The following is a 275-nucleotide window of genomic DNA, read 5'->3' as shown; positions in this document are numbered from 1 at the left end:
CCAGAATACCGAGTGCCGCCGACCTTGTTGCCGGTAAAAAGCATTCCTGCGGCAGCGGCGGTTGTGGCGGACATCATTGATTACTGAGTGTGTTTGTTCTTTTTGAAGCGGCATTGTGACGGACAGCAGGATGTCGGCAAAGCAGGCTCTGTTCCTCGCTTGAAAAAATATATCACCCTGTCGGATGTCAAACAAACTCGACTGGAAAGATACGGTCTTGAGGGTACAATGCCACTACACGGGGGGCAAGTTGCGTTGTTACCTGAATAAAAAAG

General features: G+C 49.8%; 1 protein-coding gene. It reads right to left on the bottom strand.

Going from position 1 to position 275, the window contains the following annotated elements; translation table 11 throughout:
* Positions 1-195 (bottom strand): hypothetical protein (locus ACTHS3_RS17855; protein ID WP_440368756.1); only part of this gene is annotated, 195 nt, incomplete at its 3' end.
* Positions 196-275 lie beyond the last annotated feature (80 nt).

It is taken from the genome of Neisseria sp. P0009.S007 (assembly GCF_051962515.1).
Note: the sequence above shows the minus strand (reverse complement) of the source record. Positions and strands in the feature narration are given on the sequence as shown.